Consider the following 20,089-nt stretch of genomic DNA (forward strand, 5'->3'; position numbering starts at 1 on the left):
GGCGCCTCCTCTTTCGGAAACCGATTGATGAAACTCAAAATCCTGGTGGGCACCATGACGGGCACCGCCGACTACGTCGCGCAGGCCATCCAGATGGACTGCGCCGATCTGGTGGACGAGATCGAGGTCCTGATGATGGACGGCCTGGATATCAATGTCTTCGGCGATGCGCCGGCCGGATCGCTGCTCTATCTCATTTGCACCTCGACCTACGGAGCCGGTGATGTACCCGACAATGCGCGCTCCCTGTACGAATCGCTCGACGCGCAGCCTCGGTACCTCGGGCACGTCCGCTACGGTGTGATCGCGCTGGGCGACAGCGCCCACCAGCCGACCTTCTGCTTCGGCGGCAAGAAATTCGACGAGCGACTGCAGGACCTCGGCGCGCAGCGGGTGGGTGAGGTCTGGTGCCACGACGCCAGCAGCGGCACGATGGCAGAGGCCGAGGGCACCGCCTGGTGCCGCGAATGGCTGGCCCAGGCAATCGCAGCGGCGTGAGTCCGGCTCACGCGTGCCGGCGCATTTCATTTAACCTTCAACAATTCATCTATAAACTTCGGGTTTTTCACTAGGGTCTGGGGGCTCTGAGGCCGGTAACATGCAAAAACCAAATTTCGCTGCATGACCCAAGGAGTTTTCATGACCTCTCGCCGCCTCGTTCTGACCCAAAGTGCCGCCCTCATCGGCGCCACATCCACCGGCCTGCTGCTGCCTGCAATCGCCCGCGCACAAGGCAGCAAGGTGCGCGTCGGCCTGATGCTGCCCTACACGGGTACCTATGCGCAACTCGGCGTGGCGATCGAGAACGGCTTTCGCATGGCGATCGACGAGCAGGGCGGCAAGCTGGGCGGCCGCGAGATCGAGTACTTCAAGGTCGATGACGAGTCCGACCCTTCCAAGGCCATCGAGAACGCCAACAAACTGGTGCAGCGCGACAAGGTCGACGTGCTGGTGGGCACTGTTCACTCCGGCGTGCAGATGGGCATTCAAAAGGTGGCACGCGAGTCCGGCGTGCTCAGCCTGATCCCCAACGCCGGCGTGGAGGCCGCCACCCGCGCCCTGTGCGCGCCCAATGTGTTCCGCACCAGCTTCACCAACTCGCAGCCAACGCTCGCACTCGGCAAGGTGTTGATGGACAGGGGCCACAAGAAGGCGGTCTGGATCACCTGGAAATACGCTGCGGGCGACGAAGCGTTTGGAGGCTTCAAGGAGAGCTACACCAAGGCCGGCGGCACCATTGTCAAGGAACTTGGCCTGCCCTTCCCCAATGTCGAGTTCCAGGCACTGCTGACCGAGATTGCCGCGCTCAAACCCGATGCCGTGGCCTGCTTCTTTGCCGGTGGCGGTGCCGTCAAGTTCATGAAGGACTATGCCGCTGCCGGCCTCAAAGGCAAGATCCCGCTGTACGGCTCCGGCTTCCTGACCGAAGGCGTGCTGGACGCCGCCGGTCCGGCCGCGGACGGCATCATGACCACCCTGCATTACAGCGACTCCCTGAATACGCCGCGTAACCATTCCTTCCGTCTGGCATACGCCAAGGCGTTTCGCTCGCAGCCCGACGTTTACGCGGTGCAGGGCTACGACACCGGCCTGCTGCTGGTGCATGGCGCGAACGCCGTGAAGGGTGACCTGGCCAGCAAGCCTGCGTTCTACAAGGCGATGGAGACCGCCACCATCGACAGCCCGCGCGGCAAATGGACCATGAGCAAAACCCACAACCCGGTGCAGGACATTTACCTGCGCGTGGTCGAGAACCGCGAAAACAAGGTGCTCGGCGTCGCGGCCAAGGCCCTGTCGGACAGCGGCGCCGGCTGCAAGATGGTGTGATGCCGCGTTAAACTCGTTCGGTGCGCGGTGCACCGACCCACGGCGGAGATCATCCGCCGTTTTCATTTCTCATTGATGGACTTCCCCACCTTCCTCATCCAGCTCCTCAACAGTGTGCAGTACGGCCTGCTGCTGTTCATGCTGGCCGCCGGGCTCACGCTGATCTTCGGCATCATGGGGGTGGTCAACCTCGCGCACGGCAGCTTTTACATGCTGGGCGCCTACCTGGCGTATGCGCTCAGCAGCCTGCTGGGCAGTCTCGCGCTGGCCATCGCCTGCGGCGCCGTGTTGTCGATCATTTTTGGCCTGGCGCTGGAGTGGCTGCTGTTTCGCCATTTTTACGAGCGCGACCATCTGGACCAGGTGCTGCTCACGTTTGGCCTGATCTACATTTTTGAGGAAATGCGCTCCATCCTGTGGGGCGACGACGTGCACAGCGTGCCGATTCCGGATGTCCTCGCTGCCTCCATTCCGCTGACCGACACCCTGTCGTACCCGGTGTACCGGCTGGTCATCTCGGGCATCTGCGTGGCGCTGGCCATCGGACTGTATTTGCTGATCTCGAAAACCCGCCTGGGCATGAAGATTCGCGCCGGCGCCTTCAACCGCGACATGACCGAGGCGCTGGGCGTCAACATCAAGCTGATCCACGCGATCGTGTTCGCGCTGGGCGTCGCGCTGGCCTCGGTGGCAGGCATGATTGCCGCGCCCGTTTCCAGCGTCTATCCCAACATGGGCTCGCAGGTGCTGATCATGTGCTTCGTGGTGGTGGTGATTGGCGGCATCGGCTCCGTGCGTGGTGCGCTGATCGCAGCGCTGCTGGTGGGCCTGGTCGACACCTTCGGCAAGGTCCTGCTGCCGCACCTGTCGGGCATGCTGGTGTACATGCTGATGGCGGCCGTGCTTCTGTGGAAGCCGCAAGGTTTGTTCAAACAATGAGTAACGCAGGACCGCTCCAAGATACGAAGGCCCCCTCGGGGGGCAGCGCAGCACGCGCAGCGGCAAGCGTGGGGGCTGCATGAGTGCGCCAAAGGCCAATCTAGAGCTTCTGCCGCGCAGCGTGCAGGTGGCGCTGACGCTCGGTCTGGGAGCGCTGCTCGCCTTCCCGTTCGCGGGCAGCGATTTTTATACGCAGATGGTCACGCGCATGATGATCATGGCGATTTTTGCGATGAGCCTGGACTTGCTGCAGGGCGTCACCGGCCTGGTGTCGCTCGGTCATGCGGCCTACTTCGGGCTGGCGGGTTATGCACTGGCCTTTTTGACTCCTGCGGGCGCCGCGGTCAGCCTGTGGTGGACGCTACCGGCCGCCGTGGCGGCCTCGGCCCTGGCGGCGCTCATCATCGGCTTCTTCGTGGTGCGCACCCAGGGCATCTACTTCATCATGGTCACCATGGCATTCGCGCAGATGGTGTTCTACCTGTTCTTCGACAACAAGGTGCTGGGTGGCTCCGACGGGCTGTACATCAACTTCAAGCCCGATGCCGGCATCTTCGGCTGGGTACCGTTCGACCTGGACAGCAAGGCGACGATGTACTACGTCACGCTGGCCCTCATGCTGCTGGTGTATGTGTTCCTGCGCCGCCTGCTCTGGAGCCCGTTTGGCCGCGCGCTGGCCGGCATTCGCGTGAACGAGCACCGCATGCGCGCCATGGGCTTTGGCACCTTTGGCTACAAGCTCTCGGCCTTCACGCTGGCCGGTGCGCTGGCCGGGCTGGCGGGCTATCTGTGGGGCTGCCAGACCGGCTACATGAATCCCGAGCTGATGGGTTTTTATATGAGCGCCGATGCGCTCATGATGGTGATCCTGGGCGGCATGGGCAATTTCGCCGGGGCGATTGTCGGCGCCTTTGCGTTCGAGATCCTGCTGAACGTGTTCAAGGACCTGCCGCAGGCCGGCGGTGTCAATCTGGGCAAACACTGGCAGTTGTGGATGGGCCTGTTCATCGTCCTGGTCGTGACGTTTGCGCCGCGCGGGCTGCTCGGCCTGGTGCAACGCCTGCGCCCGCGCAAGGAGAGCGCCGGTGAGTGAAGTTCTCCTGTCCGCCACCCACCTCGTCAAACGCTTTGGCGGCCTGGCCGCGGTCAACGACGTGTCCATTGATTTGTGGCGCAACCGCATCCACGCCGTGATCGGCCCCAACGGCGCCGGCAAATCGACGCTGACCCACCTGCTGTCCGGCGACCTGCCGCCGACCTCGGGCTCGGTGTCCATCGGTGGCAAGGACGTGACGGGCTGGGCGCCCGAGCGGATCTCGCACCAGGGACTGGGCCGCAGCTACCAGAAGACCAATATCTTTCTGCCCTTCACGGTCTGGGACAACGTGCGGCTGGCGGCCCAGTCACGCGAGGCCCAAAGCCCGTGGAACCCGCTCGGCTGGTTCTCCGACACCCGCCGTGTCGCTACGAAATCAGTAGCTACTCATGCACGCTGCGAAAGGGCTATCGAGCTTTCCGGCTTGAAAGACCGGCGGCGTGCGGTGGCCGGCACCATCAGCCACGGCGAGCAGCGCCAGCTCGAAATCGCCATGACGCTGGCCACCGAGCCGCAGGTGCTGCTGCTCGACGAACCGCTGGCCGGCATGGGCGTGTCAGAGGCCGAACGCATGGTGGCGCTGTTGCTGCTCATCAAGCGCGAGCACGCCATGCTGCTGGTCGAGCACGACATGGACGCCGTCTTCGCACTGGCCGACCAGCTCACCGTGATGGTGAACGGCCAGGTGATCGCCAGCGGCACACCGGTGGAAATACGCGCCGACCCGGGTGTGCAGGCCGCCTATCTGGGAGAAGAGCATTGATGCCACTCGTCATTCCCGCGAAGGCGGGAATCCACCTCTTCTCGACCATGGATTCCCGCCTGCGCGGGAATGACAACCCGTGCGGGAAAGACAACGCCGGCAACAACAGGCTTTGCGGATGACGGACCGACTCATCCACGCCCAGGGCCTCAACACCTACTACGGTGCCAGCCACATCCTGCGCGGCATCGATTTTTCGGTGGCGCGCGGTGAGACCATCGGCCTGATGGGCCGCAATGGTATGGGCAAGAGCACCCTGCTCAAAAGCCTGATGGGCCTGGTCAAGCCGCGCTCGGGCTCGGTCGAGATCATGGGCCGACCCATGATGGGGCGCGCGCCCTACGAGATTGCCCAGCTCGGCATCGCCTACGTGCCCGAAGGCCGCGGCATCTTCGGCAATCTGAGCGTGGTGGAAAACCTGAAGATGGCGGCGCGCGCCGGCACGCAGGGGCAGCGCGACTGGACCTACGAGCGCGTGCTCGACACCTTCCCGCGGCTGACGGAGCGGCTGAACCACGGCGGCCAGCAGCTCTCGGGCGGCGAGCAGCAGATGCTGACCATCGGCCGCGCGCTCATGACCAATCCCGATGTGCTGATCCTCGACGAAGCCACCGAGGGTCTGGCGCCCCTGATCGCACGCGAAATCTGGCGCATTTGCGGTGTGATTCGCGAGAGCGGCATCAGCAGCGTGATCGTGGACAAGAACTGGAAGCACGTCACGCAGATCACCGACCGCAACGTGATCCTGGTCAAGGGCCAGGTGGCCTTCAGCGGCACGTCGGCCGAGCTGCTGGCCAGGCCCGAGGTGCTGAGCCAGCACCTCGGGGTGTAACGCCAGGACGCCTCAAGCAGAAGTCGAGGCGGCGATCCGGCCCATGCGGCCGCTCTGGAAGTCGACAAACGCCTGCCGGATTTCGGCCTCGCTGTTCATCACGAACGGCCCGTAGCCCACGATCGGCTCATTCGTCGGCTCGCCATTCAACAGCATCAGCGTCGTGTCCTCCAGCGCTTCGAACCCCAGCTCGGTCCCAGCACGCTCCATCACGGCCAGTTCGGCCTCGCGCACGGCTTCCCCGTTGGCGGCCAGCTTGATGCTGCCCTTGAGGATGAACAACGCCGTCGTGTGCCCCTCGGGCAGCTCGAACGCCGCGCGCTGGCCGGCCCGCGCGTGCACATCCCACACATTCATGGGGCTGAAGGTGCGCGCCGGCCCCTGCGTTCCGTTGTAGTTGCCCGCGATCACGCGCACGAAGCCGGCGCCCGCCGGCAGATCCGCTTTGGGAATCTGCGCGTCAAGGATGCCCTGGTAGCCAGGCGCCGACATCTTGTCCTTGGCGGGCAGGTTGACCCACAGCTGGATCATCTCGAAGCGGCCGCCGCGCCTGGCAAATTCGGCGCCGTGGTACTCCTCGTGCACGATGCCGCCGGCCGCGGTCATCCATTGCACGTCGCCGGGGCCGATGGTGCCGCCCCCGCCGGTGGAGTCGCGATGCTCCACCTCGCCGTCATAGACGATGGTCACAGTCTCGAACCCGCGGTGCGGGTGCTGGCCGACCCCGCGCCGCGCCGTGGTCGGCGGGAAAGTCTCCGGCCCCGCGTAGTCGAGCAGCAGGAACGGCGACATCTCTTCGTGGATGTCGTTGTACGAAAAAATACTGCGCACGGGAAAACCGTCGCCGACCCAGTGGCGGGCGTTGCTGCGTTGAATAAATGAAAGCTTTTTCATGGCAAAACTCCTTGCGTAACCTCAATGTAGAGGCAACCGGCACTATTTACTAGGTGGTTAAATCAGAAAATATTATTCAGCTATATGCATAATAAACGCCATGGATCTGAATGAAATCATGGTGTTCGTCAAGGTGGTCCAAGCCGGCAGCTTCAGCCAGGCCGCGCGGCAACTGGGCATGCCCAATTCGACGGTGAGCGCGCGAGTGTCCGGACTCGAGCAGCGGCTGGGCGTGACCTTGCTGCAGCGCACCACCCGCAAGCTGCATCTCACGCAGGCCGGCGCCGGCTACTTTCAGCAGGCCTCGCAGGGGCTCGACGGCATTTTGCAGGCCGAGGCAGAGGTCGTGGCCACCCTGCACGAACCGCAGGGCCTGTTGCGCGTGACGGCACCGGCCGACATGGGCAACTTCTGCCTGGTCGATTTGATTTCCGCGCTGCGCAAGCACCACCCCCAGCTCGGCGTGGAACTGATCTTCACGGACCGGTTTGTGGATCTGGTGGCCGAAGGTGTGGATGTCGCCATTCGCGCGGGGCAACTGCCGGACTCCAGCCTGGTGGCGCGGCAGGTGGGGCGCGCCTGCTGGGTTCCACTGGCCAGCCCCGCCTATCTGCGCAAGGCCGGCGCGCTGGAGCATCCCAAGGACCTGCGCCAGCACGCCTGCCTGCAGTTTGCGCCGCTGGGCCAGGACGGTTGGGAATTGACAGGCGACAAGAGCAGCGTGACCGTGCCCATGGCGCGCCAGCTCATCGCCAACGACATGAACCTGATCAAGGCCCTGGCCCTGTCGGGCAAGGGCGTGGCGCTGCTGCCCACCTACGCCTGCCATTCGGAGGTCAGGAGCGGCAAACTGGTGCGGGTGCTGCCGCGCTGGCGCTCCAAGGCAGACCCCATCCACCTGGTCTATCCCGGGCAGAAATTTGTGGCGCCCAAGCTGCGGGCGTTCATCGACCTGGCCGCGCAGGTGTTCGAGCAGTTGTTGACGCCCGACGGTCCGTGGCCTGACACCAAGCCTGCCACGGCTACAACAGCGGGCGCAGCTCGCGCGCCGCGTCCAGCAGCCGCGGCAGCAGTTCGCGCTGCATCACGCCCGCCTCCAGCCGCTGCGGCGAAGCCACCACGTTGAGCGCCGCCACGGTCTGGCCCTGCATGTTGCGCAGCGGCACTGCGAGCGCATGCACGCCGAGTTCGTGCTCCTCGCTGGCCACGCAGTAGTCGTCGGTGCGCACCTGCTCGATCAGGGCGCGGAATTTCTTCGGCTCCACCACCGTGTGCGACGTCAGGCGCGGCAACTCGCGACCTCCGGGCTGCCCTTCGCCTCTCATCCAGGCGTTGAAATCGCTTTTGCGCCTGGCGGCCAGCAACACCCGGCCCGTGGAGGTCGCGTGGGCCGGCAGCCGTGCGCCCAGGTGCAGGCCATAGGCCAGCACGCGGGTCGAGCCACTGCGCGCCACGATCACCACCTGCTCGCCATCCAGCACCACGGCCGAGAACGACTCGGCCGTCTGCGCGGCCAGCCGGCTCAAAGTGGGCTGCAGCACGCGCGGCAGGCGCGCCGATGCCAGGTAGCTGCCAGAAAAGCGCAGCACCTTGGACGACAGCCAGAAGTAGCTGCCATCGGTCTCCAGATACCCCAGGTGCGCGAGCGTGAGCAGATGACGGCGCGCCGCCGCGCGCGTCATGCCGGCGCGTTGCGCCGCCAGCGTGGCGTTGAGCCGCTGGCGCTCGGTGCTGAAACTCTCCAGCACGGCCATGCCGCGGGCCATGCCCTCAATCAAGTCTGCCTTGGCGATACCCGTGTTGCTGTCCATGCCTGATGCCCCGCTGACTGCGCGATCATCGCGCAATGATCACAATCATCGCACACTGTCCCGTCGCAAGGGCTGGCGCAGCAGCAGCGCCCGGCCTAACCTAGCGGGATTCAGATAAGGACAAGGAGATACATCATGCGTACCCAGGTTGCCATCATCGGTGCGGGCCCGTCGGGCCTGCTGCTCGGCCAGTTGCTGCACAAGGCCGGCGTGGACGCCGTGATCGTGGAGCGCAAAAGTGCCGACTACGTGCTCGGCCGCATCCGCGCCGGGGTGCTCGAGCAGATCACCATGGATCTGCTCGACGAGGCCGGCGTGGGCGCGCGCATGCACACTGAGGGCGTGATTCACGATGGCATCAACCTGCTGTTCAAGGGCCAGCGCCACCGCATCGACATGCGCGAGCTCACCGGCGGCAGCAAGGTCATGGTCTATGGCCAGACCGAAGTCACGCACGACCTGATGAATGCGCGCCAGGCCGCAGGCCTCACCACGGTGTACGAGGCCGGCAACGTCAGCGTGCACGACTTTGACGGCGCCAAACCGAAGGTACGCTACGAGAAAGACGGCCAGACGCACGAGATCGAGTGCGACTTCATCGCCGGCTGCGACGGCTACCACGGCGTCAGCCGCGCCAGCGTGCCCCCCAAAGCCTTGCGCACCTACGAGAAGGTCTACCCCTTCGGCTGGCTCGGCATCATGGTCGATGCGCCGCCCGTGGCGCACGAGCTGATCTACGCCAACAGCCCGCGCGGCTTTGCGCTGTGCAGCATGCGCAGCACCCACCGCAGCCGCTACTACCTGCAATGCTCGATGGATGAGAAGGTGGCCAACTGGAGCGACGAGGCCTTCTGGAGCGAGCTGCGCCTGCGCCTGGACCCCGAAGCGGCCGAGCACCTGGTCACCGGTCCATCCATCGAAAAAAGCATTGCGCCGCTGCGCAGTTTTGTGGCGGAACCGATGCGCTTCGGCCACCTGTTCCTGGCCGGTGACGCGGCGCACATTGTGCCGCCCACCGGCGCCAAGGGGCTGAACCTTGCGACCTCGGACGTGAGCTACCTGTCAAAGGCGCTGATCGAGTTTTACAAGGGAAAATCCAGCGCCGGCATCGACCACTATTCCGACCACTGCCTGCGCCGCGTCTGGAAAGCCGCGCGCTTCTCGTGGTGGTTCACCTCGCTGATGCACAAGTTTCCCGACACGGGCGAGTTTGGCCAGAAGATTCAGGAGGCCGAGCTCGATTACCTCGTGCATTCGCGTGCCGCCTCGACAGCATTGGCGGAAAACTACGTGGGCCTGCCGATGGAGACGAGTTAGCCGGGGCTGTGCGTAGCCGCAGTTTGCCATGGTTTATGATGAAATAGCGCTCCGGCCCATATGGGGCGTACGCAAGCAGCTCCTTAATCCATAGCAAACCGCTTATGCCCACACCCTCGCCCAAGCCGCTGCAGCCCCTCAAGGGCATCCGCGTTCTCAGCCTCGCCCTCAACCTGCCCGGCCCGGCCGCGCTGATGCGCTGCCGCCAGATGGGCGCCAGCTGCATCAAGCTGGAGCCGCCTTCCGGTGACCCGATGGGCCACTACAACAAGGCCGCCTACGCGCAACTGCACGAGGGCGTGAAGGTATCGAGCGCCGACCTCAAGACCGAGGCCGGCCAGAAGGCGCTGCACCGCGCGCTGGCCAGTGCCGACGTGCTGCTCACTTCCTTTCGCCCTTCTGCGCTGGAGAAGCTCAAGCTCGGCTGGAAAGCCCTGCACAAGCAATACCCCGGCCTGTCGCAAGTTGCCATCGTCGGCGCGCCGGGCGCACGCGCCGAAGAGCCGGGCCACGACCTCACCTACCTCGCCGACAACGGTCTGGTGGGCGGGCTGGCGCTGCCGCCCACGCTGTACGCCGACATGGGCGGCTCGCTGATGGCCAGCGAGGCCGTGCTGCAGGCAACGCTGGCGCAGCGGGCCAAAGGCAAAGGCGTGTTCATCGAAGTCGCGCTTTCAAGCGCCGCAGGCTACCTCGCGCTGCCCCGCAGCTGGGGCCTGACACTGCCCACCGGTTCGGTCGGCGGCGCCCACGCGGGTTACCGCGTCTATCCTTGCCGCGACGGCCGCGTGGCCGTGGCCGCGCTGGAGCCGCACTTTGCCGCAGCGCTGTGCGCGGCGGCCGGCGTGGCCAGCGCCGACATGCGCGCCATGTTCGCGCCCACGACGCACCAGGCCATCGCGGCTTTTTTACTCACGCGCACGCGCAGGCAGCTCGACAAGCTGGCGGCGGAGAAGGACATTCCGCTGCATACGCTGGCCACGTGAGGCACGGCGCGGTGGCCTTCACTCTGGGCTCGCAAGGCGGGCTCGCTACATGACGGCATTCGGCCAACTCCGGACGGTCACTCGTTCCACAACCGGACGGTGGACGTCGACGCAAGCTGCATTTCGCTAGCGCCCTACATTTGCCCCATTTGCTATTGGTCCCTGAATGCTTCAATGTTGAGCCATCTGGTCTACCTCCTCAAGAAAGACCTTTCAAGCCACACCGTGTGCCTGCGGCCCCGGCTTTATAAAGTCGTCGACAAGAAGTACCTGCTGCTGTTCAACGGTACTACCTGAGGATCAGGAATCGTCCGGCTGGCCAGACTCCTCATCTCCGTCCAGGCGCTTCATGTTGTCCAGCAGCTTGAGCAGGTAGTGCAGCGCATGGGTGATATCGCTGATCGAAAAGCCCGCCAGCGCTTGCTCGTAGTAGTCATGAATTTTCGGTTGGGCCTGCACCATCCAGACATCCCCGCCCGACTCGGTCATGGTGACCAGTCGCGAGCGCCGGTCACGCCCATCGGGCGCGGTGCGAATATGGCCGTCGCGCTCCATCCGGCTGATCAGGCCTGACAGATTCTGGCGACTCACCATCAGGTAGCGAGCCAGATTGCCCACGCTCATCCCGCCTTCAGCCTCCGGCCGGGACAAAGCCCCCAACACGGCCCATTGCTGGGTCGTCAGGCCCTCTTTCTCCACCGCGCGAGAACCTGTTTTATGCAACATATTTGCACATTGATACAAACGAAAGAACAACCTGTTGGCTAATTCGGCCCGGGTTACAGAAGTATTTTTATTAGGGTAATCCATAAGATTCACAATGAAGAAGGCCCTTGCAAAGAAAAGATGAGTCGTGTAATATACGTCAATGTATTGACATATATGTCTTGTGAGTGAAAAACGTCTCTCGAGCATACCAACCCTGACTAGCAATGGAGATAAACATGCAGAAATTTGAAGGCAAGACGGTTATCGTGACTGGCGGCGGTGGCGGCATCGGCGGTGCGACCTGCCGGCGTTTCGCGCAAGAAGGCGCGAAAGTCGCGGTGTTCGACATGAACCTGGAGGCGGCGCAGCGCGTCGCGTCAGACATCACCTCGTCCGGCGGCACGGCGGTGGCATTCAAATGCGACATCACCGATCGCGCAGCGGTGGATGCGGCCGTGGCCGCCGCCGAGACCCAGTTGGGGCCGATCGACGTGCTTGTCAACAACGCCGGATGGGACGTGTTCAAGCCTTTCACCAAGACCGAGCCGGCCCAGTGGGACAAGCTGATCGCGATCAACCTGACCGGTGCACTGCACATGCACCATGCAGTGCTGCCCGGCATGGCGGCGCGCAAGGCGGGGCGCATCGTCAACATCGCCTCCGACGCAGCGCGTGTCGGCTCCTCCGGCGAGGCGGTGTACGCGGCGTGCAAGGGCGGCCTGGTGGCCTTCTCCAAGACCATCGCGCGCGAGCATGCACGGCACGGCATCACCGTCAACGTGGTGTGCCCGGGACCCACCGATACCGCGCTGTTCGCCGACTACAAGGAAGGCGCAGGCAATCCCGAGAAGCTGATGGAGGCCTTCACGCGCTCGATTCCGCTCGGCCGCATTGGCCAACCAGATGATCTGCCGGGCGCCATTCTTTTCTTCGCCAGCGACGACGCCGCCTTTGTCACCGGCCAGGTGCTCAGCGTGTCGGGCGGCCTGACGATGAACGGCTGATATCTCAATCCTTTTTACCCAAACCCACAGGAGAACCACATGGAATTCGAAGACATTCTTTACGAAGTGCGCAACGGCGCGGCCTGGATCACCATCAACCGCCCCGAGAAGCTGAACTCGTTTCGCGGCCAGACCTGCGACGAGCTGATCAAGGCCCTGAACAAGGCCGGCTACGACCGAAACGTCGGCGTGGTCGTGCTGGCTGGCGCCGGCGACCGCGCGTTCTGCACCGGCGGCGACCAATCGGCCCACAATGGCAACTACGACGGCCGCGGCACCATCGGCCTGCCGATGGAAGAGCTGCACACGGCGATCCGTGACGTGCCCAAGCCGGTGATTGCGCGCGTGCAGGGCTACGCGATCGGTGGCGGCAACGTGCTGTGCACGATCTGCGACCTGACCATCTGTTCCGAGAAGGCCCAGTTCGGCCAGGCCGGCCCGAAGATGGGCTCGGTCGACCCCGGCTATGGCACGGCCTTTCTGGCCCGCGTGGTGGGTGAGAAAAAGGCGCGCGAGATCTGGTACCTGTGCCGCCGCTACTCGGGGGCCGAGGCCGTGACCATGGGCCTGGCCAACATCTGTGTGCCGCACGACCAGCTCGACGCCGAGGTGCAGAAGTGGTGCGACGAAATCTGCGAGAAGAGCCCGACGGCCATCGCCATCGCCAAGCGCTCGTTCAACGTGGACACGGCGCACCAGAGCGGAATTGCCGGCCTGGGTATGTATGCGCTCAAGCTCTTCTACGACACCGAGGAGTCGCGCGAAGGCGTCAATGCGTTGAAGGAAAAGCGCAAGCCCGAATTCCGCAAGTACGCGAAGTAAAGCACGCTGGCGTTCAACCTATCCCCAACAAACCGACCGCGCACACCGGTGCGCACAGGAGACTGCATGAACCCCTACATCGACGAAGACCTGGCCGCGCTGGCAGAGCACGCGCGCCGCTTTGCCGCCGGGCGGGTCGCGCCCGGCTTTCTGGAGCGCGACAAGACGCGCGTGCTGGACCGCGCGCTGATGCGCGAGATGGGCGAGATGGGCTTCATCGCGCCAGAGTTGCCCGAGGCCGTGGGCGGCCAGGGCATGGGTTGCCTGGCGGCCGGCGTGATTCATGAAGAAATCGCACGCGCCGACCTGAGCATCAGCTACATCAACCTGCTGGCCTCGCTCAACGGCCAGATCCTGTCGCAGCACGGCCAGCCCGAGGTGGCCAAGCCCTGGCTGACCAAACTCACGCAGGGCGAGGCGCTGTTCGCCATCGCACTGACCGAGCCGCGCGGTGGCTCGGACGCCGGCAATCTGCGGCTGCGCATCGAACGGGTCGGCGACGACTACGTGGTCAACGGCGAGAAGACGTCCATTTCGGCGGCCGATCAGGCCGATGCGGCAGTCGTATTCGGCCGCACCGGCTCAGTGGAATCTGCGGCGCACGGCGTCACGGCCCTGCTGGTGCCGATGGATTTGCCCGGGATAACCACAAACCGGTTCGACTGCCATGGCCAGCGCGCCATTGGGCGGGGCTCGATCTTCTTCGAGAACGTGCGCGTGCCGCTGAACCACCGGCTCGGCGATGAGAACAAGGGCTTTGTGCAGGTGATGCAGGGCTTCGACTTCTCGCGCGCGCTGATCGGTCTGCAGGTGCTGGCTGTCGCACGTGCGGCGTTGGAAGAAACCTGGGAGTATGTCGCGCAGCGCGAAGCCTTCGGCAAGCCACTGTCGGCATTTCAGGGTGTGTCGCATCCGCTGGCGGACTTCGACACCCAGGTCGAGGCGGCACGCCTGCTGTGCCTGCAGACCCTGTGGCTCAAGGACAAGGGCGCGCCGCACAGCGCCGAGGCCGCCATGTGCAAGTGGTGGGGTCCCAAGCTCGCCTATGACGTCATCCACCAGTGTCTGCTGATGTTCGGCCATGGAGGCTATGACCGCGGCGTCATGGAACAGCGGCTGCGCGACGTGCTGGGCTTCCAGATCGGCGACGGCACGGCCCAGATCATGAAAACCATCATTGCACGCACCCGCGCCGGCCGTGCCGCAGTACCGGCCTGACCGCATCACCCCCAGACCATAAGAGGAGACAAGACCATGGAATTCGACGCCGTTCTCATTGCGCCCCGCCGGGCCCAAAGTGTGGCCCAAGGCTTCTGGCACGACAGGACCATCAACGACGACCTGGACGCCTGTGTGGCCAGTTGCCCCGACAAGCTGGCGCTGACTGCCGTGCAGGCCGAAAGCGGCGGCACGACACGGTTCACTTACCGTGAACTGGCGACCATGGCCGACCGCGTGGCCGTGGGTTTGACGCGCCTGGGCGTGGGCCGCAACGATGTGGTCGCCTGCCAACTGCCCAACTGGTGGCAGTTCACCGTCACCTACCTGGCGTGCTCGCGCATCGGCGCGGTGATGAACCCGCTGATGCACATTTTTCGGGAACGCGAGCTGTCTTTCATGCTCAAGCACGGCGAGGCCAAAGTGGTGATCGTGCCGACGTTGTTTCGCGGTTTTGACTACGAGCAGATGGTCACGGCCCTGCGGCCCAGCCTGCCTGAGCTTCAGCATGTCGTGGTGGTCGGCGGCGCGGGCGCCAACAGTTTCGAGGCCCTGTTGAGCGGACCGGCCTGGGAGAGTGACGCCGATGCGCGCGACATCCTGACGCGTCACCGGCCCGGCCCCGACGACGTCACGCAGCTCATCTATACCTCGGGCACCACCGGTGAGCCCAAGGGTGTGATGCACACGGCGAACACCACGATGGCCAACATCATTCCTTACGCCAAACGCTTGCGGCTGGGCGGCGATGACGTGGTCCTGATGGCATCGCCGATGGCGCACCAGACCGGTTTCATGTATGGGCTGATGATGCCGATCATGCTGCGCGCCAGCGCCGTGCTGCTTGACATCTGGGAGCCGCTCAAGGGCATCGACCTGATTCGTGCCGAAGGGGTGACGTTCACCATGGCCTCCACGCCTTTCCTGACCGACCTGGCCAAGAATGTGGCCGAATCTGGCCTGGCCGTGCCGACCCTGCGTACCTTCCTCTGTGCCGGTGCACCCATCCCCGGTCCGCTGGTAGAACAGGCGCGCCGGGTGCTGGGCACGAAGATCGTGTCGGCCTGGGGCATGACCGAGAATGGCGCGGTCACGCTGATCGAACTCGACGATGATGACGAGCGCGCCTTCACGACCGACGGCCGCCCGCTGCCGGGCGTCGAGCTCAAGGTGGTTGAGGTCGATGGCGCCGAACTGCCAGCCGGGGAGGCCGGCAAGCTGCTGGTGCGCTCGTGCTCGAACTTCGGCGGCTACCTGAAACGCCCGCAATGGAACGCCACCGATGCCGACGGCTGGTTCGATACCGGCGACCTGGCGCGCATGGATGACCGGGGCTACATCCGCATCACCGGCCGCTCCAAGGACGTGATCATTCGCGGCGGCGAAAACATTCCGGTGGTTGAAATCGAGGCATTGCTGTACCGGCACCCGGCCATTGCGATGGCGGCCATCGTGGCCTATCCCGACGAGCGTCTGGGCGAACGGGCTTGCGCCGTGGTCGTGCCCAAGCCGGGGCAGAGCATCGATCTGCCCACCCTGGTCGACTTCCTGAAATCACAGAAGGTTACCGTGCAATACATCCCCGAGCGGCTGATCGTGCGCGACGCGATGCCCTCCACGCCCTCCGGAAAGATCCAGAAGTTCAAGCTGCGCGACATGGTCAAGGAGGATGAGGCGAAATGACTGCCCCCGCACCCTCCCGCGTGACACAGGAACCGCCTGTCATCGCCGAAACCTCCGGTCGTGTCGGCGTGCTCACACTGAACCGGCCGAAGCAGATGAACGCGCTCAACGACGCGCTGATGGACGCGCTCGGTGCCGCGCTGTTGGCCTTCGATGCCGATGACGGCATCGGCGCCATCGTCATCACCGGCAATGGCCCCGCCTTCGCAGCCGGTGCCGACATCGCTGCCATGGTGGACTGGAACTACATGGACGTTTACCGGAGCGAATTCATCACGCGCAACTGGGAGACCATCCGCCGCGTGCGCAAGCCGGTGATCGCCGCGGTGGCCGGCTTTGCGATGGGTGGCGGCTGCGAGCTGGCGCTGGCCTGCGATATCGTGATCGCTGCCGAGAGCGCGAAGTTTGCGCTGCCGGAGATCAAGCTCGCCATGCTGCCCGGCGCCGGCGGCACGCAGCGACTGCCACGCGCCATCGGCAAGGCCAAGGCCATGGACATGTGCCTGTCGGCCCGCATGCTCGACGCAGCCGAGGCCGATCGCTACGGCCTGGTCTCGCGCGTGGTACCCGACGAGCGGCTGCAGGCCGAAAGCCTCACGCTGGCCAGCACGATCGCCGGCTACTCGCTGCCGGCGCTGATGGCGATCAAGGAGTCCGTCAACCGTACGTGGGAGGCCTCGCTGTCCGAAGGCATCTGGTTCGAGCGACGGCAGTTGCACGCACGCTTCGCCAGCGACGATGCCCACGAGGGCATGAAGGCCTTCCTGGACAAGCGCCAACCCGAGTTCAAGCATCGTTGACACCAATCCGATACACGACGCAAACATCATGGCTATCGATACCGAATCCTTCGAACTGCTGCTTTCCAGCGTGCAGCGCTTCATTCGCGAACGGCTGGTTCCGGCCGAGAACACCGTCGAGGAGCTCGACGAGGTGCCTGTCGACATCGTCGAGGACATGAAGGCCATGGGCCTGTTCGGTCTGTCCATTCCCGAGGAATACGGTGGCATTGGCTTGTCGATGAGCCAGGAATGCCAAGTCGCATTCGAGATCGGGCAGACCTCGCTGGCCTTTCGCTCTGTGTTCGGCACCAATGTCGGCATCGGCTCGCAGGGCATCCTGATGGACGGCACCGAAGCGCAGAAGCGCGAAATCCTTCCCCGCGTCGCCAGTGGCGAACTGATCATGTCGTTCGCGCTGACCGAGCCTGATGCCGGCTCGGACTCGGCGGCGATCAAGACTCGCGCCGAGCTCGACGGCGACGTCTACGTGATGAACGGTGCCAAGCGCTTCATCACCAATGCGCCGCGTGCCGGGGCGTTCACCTTGATGGCGCGCAGCGGCGGGCCGGGCGCGGGCGGTATCTCGGCCTTCATCGTGCCTGCGGACCTGGTGGGCCTCAGTCTGGGCAAGCCCGACAAGAAGATGGGCCAGCGCGGCACCAAGACCTGTGACGTGAACCTCGACAACGTGCGCGTGCCGGCGGCCAACGTCATCGGCGGCAAGCCCGGCCAAGGCTTCAAGACTGCCATGAAGGTGCTCGACCGCGGACGCCTGCACATCTCGGCCGTGGCCTGCGGCATGGCGCAGCGGATTCTCAACGAGGCGGTCGCCTACGCGCGCCAGCGCAAGCAGTTTGGCAAGCGCATCGGTGACTTCCAGCTGATCCAGGCAATGCTCGCCGACAGCCAGGCCGAACTCTATGCCGGCTGGTCGATGGTGCAGGACTGCGCGCTGCGCTATGACGCCAAGCCACCGGGCAAGAGTGATCCGGACGTGAGCATGCACGCTTCCTGCGCCAAGCTCTTTTGCACCGAAATGGTCGGCCGCGTTGCCGACCGTGGCGTGCAGGTGCATGGCGGGTCGGGCTATATCAATGAATTCCCGGTCGAGCGCTTCTACCGCGACGTGCGGTTGCTGCGCCTGTACGAAGGCACCACGCAGATCCAGCAAATGATCATTGGTCGCGAGCTGATCGGGCGCGATTGAGCCCGGCTTGAAACCGTCTCCCCACCTGTTAAGGAAACCACCATGTCAAAAACCAGCTTCCATTGGGACGACCCGCTGCTACTCGACCAACAGCTTACAGCCGACGAACGCCAGGTGCGCGATGCTGCCCACGCCTACTGCCAGGAACGGCTCGCCCCGCGCGTGCTCGAGGCCTTCCGCCACGAGCAGACCGATCCGGCGATCTTCCGCGAAATGGGTGAACTCGGCCTGCTGGGCGCAACGATTCCCGAACAGTACGGCGGCGCCGGCCTCAATTACGTCTGCTACGGCGTGGTGGCGCGCGAAGTCGAACGCGTCGACTCGGGCTATCGCTCGATGATGAGCGTACAGAGTTCGCTGGTGATGGTGCCAATCAACGAGTTCGGCACCGAGGCGCAAAAGCAGAAATACCTGCCCAAGCTCGCCCGCGGCGAATGGATCGGCTGCTTCGGCCTGACCGAACCCAACCACGGCTCCGACCCTGGAAGCATGGTCACGCGGGCCAGGAAGGTAGCCGGCGGCTACAGTCTGAGCGGCAGCAAGATGTGGATCACCAACTCGCCAATCGCCGACGTGTTCGTGGTCTGGGCCAAGGACGACAGCGGCGCGATCCGCGGTTTCCTGCTCGAAAAGGGCGCAAAAGGCCTGTCGGCCCCGGCCATCCACGGCAAGGTTGGCCTGCGCGCCAGCATCACGGGCGAGATCGTGATGGATGAGGTGTTCTGTCCCGAGGAGAACGCCTTCCCCGAGGTGCGCGGGCTCAAAGGACCGTTCACCTGCCTGAACAGCGCGCGCTACGGCATCGCCTGGGGTGCACTCGGCGCGGCGGAAGACTGCTGGCACCGGGCACGACAGTATGTGCTGGATCGCAAGCAGTTTGGCAAGCCGTTGGCGGCCAACCAACTGGTCCAGAAGAAACTGGCCGATATGCAGACCGAGATCACACTCGGCCTGCAGGGCTGTCTGCGCCTGGGTCGCATGAAAGACGAAGGCACTGCCGCGATTGAAATCACCTCGATCATGAAACGCAACAGCTGCGGCAAAAGCCTGGACATCGCGCGCGTGGCGCGCGACATGCTGGGCGGCAACGGTATCAGCGACGAGTTCGGCGTTGCGCGGCATCTCGTGAACCTCGAGGTGGTCAACACCTACGAGGGAACGCACGATGTGCATGCCTTAATCCTGGGCCGGGCCATCACCGGCATTGCCGCATTCTGAACATCCTGGAGATACCCTCATGAAGGTCCTGGTCCCCGTCAAGCGCGTGGTCGATTACAACGTCAAGGTGCGCGTCAAGAGCGACGGCACTGGCGTGGACATCGCCAACGTGAAGATGAGCATGAACCCCTTTGACGAGATCGCCGTCGAAGAGGCCGTGCGCTTGAAAGAAAAAGGCATTGCCACGGAAGTCATCGCCGTCTCGTGCGGCGTGCAGCAGTGCCAGGAGACCCTGCGCACCGCCATGGCCATCGGCGCGGACCGCGCCATCCTGGTGCAGACCGACGCCGAGCTGCAGCCCCTGGCGGTCGCCAAACTGCTCAAGGCCCTGATGGACAAGGAACAACCCGGCCTGGTGATCCTGGGCAAACAGGCCATCGACGACGACTGCAACCAGACCGGCCAGATGCTCGCCGCGCTCGCCGACCTGCCCCAAGCCACCTTCGCCAGCAAGGTCGAGGTGGTCGATGGCCGGGCCCAGGTCACGCGTGAAGTCGACGGCGGCCTGGAGACCCTGTCTATCAGCCTGCCCGCCATCGTCACCACCGACCTGCGCCTGAACGAGCCGCGCTACGTGACGTTGCCCAACATCATGAAGGCCAAGAAAAAGCAGCTCGACACCTACAAGCCCGAAGACCTCGGGGTCGATGTGAGCCCGCGCCTGAAGACCCTCAAGGTCAGCGAGCCGCCCAAGCGCAGCGCCGGCATCAAGGTGCCCGATGTCGCCACCCTGGTGGACAAACTCAAGAACGAAGCCAAAGTTATTTAAATATCTTGCGGGACAGACCAAGAACTGCGCAGCAGTTTTGCTCTGTCTCAACTGAAAGTAGGAGAACCACCATGACCGCACTCGTCATTGCCGAACACGACAACGCCCACCTCAAGGGCGCCACCCTGAACACCGTGAGCGCTGCCGCCCAGTGCGGCGGTGAGGTGCACGTGCTGGTCGCCGGCCACCATGCCGGCGCCGCCGCTGCCCAAG

At 64.4% G+C, this 20,089-nt stretch carries 21 protein-coding genes and 1 pseudogene; 19 read left to right on the forward strand and 3 right to left on the reverse strand.

The window, feature by feature from the left end:
• The first annotated feature begins 27 nt into the window (after positions 1–27).
• The 6 genes from B0E49_RS06150 to B0E49_RS06175 all read left to right on the forward strand — a co-directional run bounded on the left by B0E49_RS06150 (position 28) and on the right by B0E49_RS06175 (position 5,457).
• A complete protein-coding gene (locus B0E49_RS06150; protein ID WP_077561229.1) occupies positions 28–498 on the forward strand; it encodes a flavodoxin domain-containing protein in 471 nt (156 codons plus the stop codon).
• A gap of 141 nt (positions 499–639) precedes the next feature.
• On the forward strand, positions 640–1,827 hold the full coding sequence (locus B0E49_RS06155) for an ABC transporter substrate-binding protein (RefSeq protein ID WP_077561231.1): 1,188 nt from the start codon (positions 640–642) through the stop codon (positions 1,825–1,827).
• Between the two features lie 75 nt (positions 1,828–1,902).
• On the forward strand, positions 1,903–2,766 hold the full coding sequence (locus tag B0E49_RS06160; RefSeq protein ID WP_077561232.1) for a branched-chain amino acid ABC transporter permease: 864 nt from the start codon (positions 1,903–1,905) through the stop codon (positions 2,764–2,766).
• Between the two features lie 79 nt (positions 2,767–2,845).
• The gene (locus B0E49_RS06165; protein WP_077561234.1) at positions 2,846–3,859 is read left to right on the forward strand and encodes a branched-chain amino acid ABC transporter permease; all 1,014 of its coding nucleotides are present in this window, start codon (positions 2,846–2,848) and stop codon (positions 3,857–3,859) included.
• A complete protein-coding gene (locus B0E49_RS06170; RefSeq protein WP_077561236.1) occupies positions 3,852–4,625 on the forward strand; it encodes an ABC transporter ATP-binding protein in 774 nt (257 codons plus the stop codon). Before B0E49_RS06165 ends, B0E49_RS06170 begins: the two co-directional genes overlap by 8 nt.
• 118 nt (positions 4,626–4,743) lie before the next feature.
• Positions 4,744–5,457, forward strand: a complete 714-nt coding sequence (locus B0E49_RS06175) for an ABC transporter ATP-binding protein (protein ID WP_077561238.1) — start codon at positions 4,744–4,746, stop codon at positions 5,455–5,457.
• Positions 5,458–5,469: 12 nt separating this feature from the next.
• On the opposite strand, the gene B0E49_RS06180 is transcribed toward B0E49_RS06175, so the two are convergent.
• Positions 5,470–6,351, reverse strand: a complete 882-nt coding sequence (locus tag B0E49_RS06180) for a pirin family protein (RefSeq protein WP_077561240.1) — start codon at positions 6,349–6,351, stop codon at positions 5,470–5,472.
• A 100-nt stretch (positions 6,352–6,451) separates the two neighbouring features.
• Between B0E49_RS06180 and B0E49_RS06185 the strand changes: the two genes are divergently transcribed.
• Positions 6,452–7,477: a LysR family transcriptional regulator gene (locus B0E49_RS06185; protein ID WP_077561241.1), complete on the forward strand. Its 1,026-nt coding sequence runs from the start codon at positions 6,452–6,454 to the stop codon at positions 7,475–7,477.
• Here the strand turns inward: B0E49_RS06185 and B0E49_RS06190 are convergent.
• Positions 7,374–8,162, reverse strand: coding sequence for an IclR family transcriptional regulator domain-containing protein (locus B0E49_RS06190; RefSeq protein WP_077561243.1), 789 nt, complete (start codon positions 8,160–8,162; stop codon positions 7,374–7,376). The two genes, B0E49_RS06185 and B0E49_RS06190, sit on opposite strands and share 104 nt — an antisense overlap.
• A 135-nt stretch (positions 8,163–8,297) precedes the next feature.
• On the opposite strand from B0E49_RS06190, the gene pobA reads away from it, so the two are divergent.
• The 3 genes from pobA (at position 8,298) to B0E49_RS20855 (ending at position 10,762) form a co-directional block, all read left to right on the forward strand.
• Complete coding sequence (pobA, locus tag B0E49_RS06195; protein ID WP_077561244.1) at positions 8,298–9,479, forward strand: 4-hydroxybenzoate 3-monooxygenase; 1,182 nt, start codon at positions 8,298–8,300, stop codon at positions 9,477–9,479.
• A 104-nt stretch (positions 9,480–9,583) separates the two neighbouring features.
• Complete coding sequence (locus B0E49_RS06200; RefSeq protein WP_077561245.1) at positions 9,584–10,465, forward strand: CoA transferase; 882 nt, start codon at positions 9,584–9,586, stop codon at positions 10,463–10,465.
• 174 nt (positions 10,466–10,639) lie between these two features.
• Positions 10,640–10,762 carry a hypothetical protein gene (locus tag B0E49_RS20855; protein ID WP_286137834.1) on the forward strand — a complete coding sequence of 41 codons (123 nt, stop codon included), beginning with the start codon at positions 10,640–10,642 and terminating at the stop codon, positions 10,760–10,762.
• 3 nt (positions 10,763–10,765) lie between these two features.
• Here B0E49_RS20855 and B0E49_RS06205 read toward each other — a convergent pair whose 3' ends face one another.
• Positions 10,766–11,275 (reverse strand): MarR family winged helix-turn-helix transcriptional regulator, encoded by a 510-nt coding sequence (locus B0E49_RS06205; protein ID WP_077561247.1) that lies wholly within the window; start codon positions 11,273–11,275, stop codon positions 10,766–10,768.
• A 134-nt stretch (positions 11,276–11,409) separates the two neighbouring features.
• Between B0E49_RS06205 and badH the strand changes: the two genes are divergently transcribed.
• The 9 genes and pseudogenes from badH to B0E49_RS20860 all read left to right on the forward strand — a co-directional run.
• A complete protein-coding gene (gene badH / locus B0E49_RS06210; protein ID WP_077561248.1) occupies positions 11,410–12,177 on the forward strand; it encodes a 2-hydroxycyclohexanecarboxyl-CoA dehydrogenase in 768 nt (255 codons plus the stop codon).
• Between the two features lie 39 nt (positions 12,178–12,216).
• Positions 12,217–12,999, forward strand: a complete 783-nt coding sequence (gene badI / locus B0E49_RS06215) for a 2-ketocyclohexanecarboxyl-CoA hydrolase (protein ID WP_077561249.1) — start codon at positions 12,217–12,219, stop codon at positions 12,997–12,999.
• A 66-nt stretch (positions 13,000–13,065) separates the two neighbouring features.
• A complete protein-coding gene (gene aliB, locus B0E49_RS06220) occupies positions 13,066–14,217 on the forward strand; it encodes a cyclohexanecarboxyl-CoA dehydrogenase (RefSeq protein ID WP_077561251.1) in 1,152 nt (383 codons plus the stop codon).
• 36 nt (positions 14,218–14,253) lie between these two features.
• Positions 14,254–15,900 (forward strand): cyclohexanecarboxylate-CoA ligase, encoded by a 1,647-nt coding sequence (gene aliA, locus B0E49_RS06225; protein WP_077561253.1) that lies wholly within the window; start codon positions 14,254–14,256, stop codon positions 15,898–15,900.
• A complete protein-coding gene (locus tag B0E49_RS06230; protein ID WP_077561255.1) occupies positions 15,897–16,700 on the forward strand; it encodes an enoyl-CoA hydratase in 804 nt (267 codons plus the stop codon). The genes aliA and B0E49_RS06230 overlap by 4 nt, the downstream gene beginning before the upstream one ends.
• Before the next feature lie 28 nt (positions 16,701–16,728).
• Positions 16,729–17,889, forward strand: a complete 1,161-nt coding sequence (locus B0E49_RS06235; protein ID WP_077561256.1) for an acyl-CoA dehydrogenase family protein — start codon at positions 16,729–16,731, stop codon at positions 17,887–17,889.
• A gap of 42 nt (positions 17,890–17,931) precedes the next feature.
• Positions 17,932–19,107, forward strand: coding sequence for an acyl-CoA dehydrogenase (locus tag B0E49_RS06240; protein ID WP_077561258.1), 1,176 nt, complete (start codon positions 17,932–17,934; stop codon positions 19,105–19,107).
• 19 nt (positions 19,108–19,126) lie between these two features.
• Positions 19,127–19,876, forward strand: a complete 750-nt coding sequence (locus B0E49_RS06245; protein WP_077561260.1) for an electron transfer flavoprotein subunit beta/FixA family protein — start codon at positions 19,127–19,129, stop codon at positions 19,874–19,876.
• A 71-nt stretch (positions 19,877–19,947) separates the two neighbouring features.
• Positions 19,948–20,089 (forward strand): annotated as a pseudogene (locus B0E49_RS20860) (electron transfer flavoprotein subunit alpha/FixB family protein); the annotation flags it as partial.

This window comes from Polaromonas sp. C04 (assembly GCF_002002705.1).
GTDB lineage: Bacteria > Pseudomonadota > Gammaproteobacteria > Burkholderiales > Burkholderiaceae_C > Rhodoferax_A.